The following is a 1,169-nucleotide window of genomic DNA, read 5'->3' as shown; positions in this document are numbered from 1 at the left end:
GATGCCCAGGAACACCGCGTCGAACTCGACTACGAGGTCGCTCAGGTGCAGGTCCACGCCCAGCGTCGTGCCGCAGCGCAGCTCGATGCCGTCCAGTGCCAGGAGGAAGTCGAGCTCCCGCTGGGCGAAGTCGTTCGTCATCTTGTAGGCGGCGATGCCGTACTCGTTGAGCCCGCCGCCCTTCGGCCGCCGCTCGAAGACCACCACCTCGTGACCGAGCCTCGCCAGATGATGGGCGCAAGCGAGGCCGGCCGGCCCGGCACCCACCACCGCGACCCGCCGCCCGGTGGCCGCGGCGCGGACAAAGGGCTGCTCGCCGGAAGCGAACAGGAAGTCGGTGGCGTAGCGCTGCAGCGCGCCGATCGCGACCGGCTCATGGTCCTGGTCCAGCCGCACGCAGGCTCCCTCGCACAGGATCTCGGTCGGGCAGACCCGGGCACAGGTGCCGCCCAGGATGTTGGCGTCCAGGATGGTGGTGGCGGCACCGCGGACATTGTCGGTCTGGATGCCGCGGATGAAGCGCGGGATGTCGATGCCGGTGGGACAAGCCTCCACGCAGGGTGCATCATAGCAGAACAGGCAGCGGGACGCCTCCACCAGTGCCGTCTTGCGCGACAGAGGCGGGGTCAGGTCAGTGAAGGCCTCCGCATAGTCCGCTGGCGAAAGCCGATGCCCGGCAATGTCGCTCATGCTGCTGTCGTCTCCGCCGGCGCCCTGATCTTGCGCCGGAGTCGGGTTCCCATTAACGGGCAGGTTATTGGGTAGACTTCCTCCGTCAAGAATCATTCTAGTTTGGAATGATTCCGTTTCGGCCGCGTGCGACAACAACCGAAGGAAAACAATGCATGGCCGGCCAGATCCGCCGAAGAAACCGCGCGCGCATCCTCGCCGCCGCCGAACAGGTGTTCGCCGAAATGGGTCTGGAGGGTGCCACCATCCAGGCGATCGCCGACCTGGCCGGCATGCCCAAGTCGAACATTCTCTATTATTTTGGGACCAAGGAGAAGATCTACGTCGCACTCCTCCAGGAGGTGGTGCGGCACTGGCACGAGAGCTTCAGCCGCTTCGGCACGGAGGACGACCCGGCTCTGGCGCTGGAGACCTATGTGATCGAAAAGGTCCGGATGAGCTTCAGCCGGCCGGCGGCCTCCCGGCTGTTCGCCCGCGAG

2 protein-coding genes are annotated in these 1,169 nt (G+C 66.0%); one reads left to right on the top strand and one right to left on the bottom strand.

All coding sequences use genetic code 11. The features are described 5' to 3' along the window. Nucleotides 1-690 (bottom strand): FAD-dependent oxidoreductase (locus tag EQG76_RS06630; protein ID WP_159711741.1); only part of this gene is annotated, 690 nt, incomplete at its 3' end. 155 nt (nt 691-845) lie between these two features. Between EQG76_RS06630 and EQG76_RS06625 the strand changes: the two genes are divergently transcribed. Then, on the top strand, nt 846-1,169 hold a 324-nt coding region (locus tag EQG76_RS06625), incomplete at its 3' end, for a TetR family transcriptional regulator (protein WP_159711739.1).

It is taken from the genome of Geminicoccus flavidas, from assembly GCF_009806515.1.
Classification (GTDB): Bacteria; Pseudomonadota; Alphaproteobacteria; order Geminicoccales; family Geminicoccaceae; genus Geminicoccus; species Geminicoccus flavidus.
Note: the sequence above shows the minus strand (reverse complement) of the source record. Positions and strands in the feature narration are given on the sequence as shown.